Below are 241 nucleotides of genomic sequence, written 5' to 3'. Positions count from 1 at the left end.
CTCAATACTCAATACTCACATCTTTTATTGTTTGTTGTGTCCGTAAGGACATGGTCGTTATAAAAAATTGCATTAAATTTGCTTTTCAAAAACATAGCCGGACATCACTGACACAGACCCTCACACAGAAAGTCTTTAAAAAGCAAAAAAGCTTCCAACGAAAAACCGCTGAAAGCCTTATTGCTGTAGTGGTGGGCCATCGGGGAATCGAACCCAGGACCTACTGATTAAGAGTCAGTTG

Source organism: Desulfobacter sp. UBA2225, assembly GCF_002348205.1.
GTDB lineage: Bacteria > Desulfobacterota > Desulfobacteria > Desulfobacterales > Desulfobacteraceae > Desulfobacter > Desulfobacter postgatei.
Note: the sequence above shows the minus strand (reverse complement) of the source record.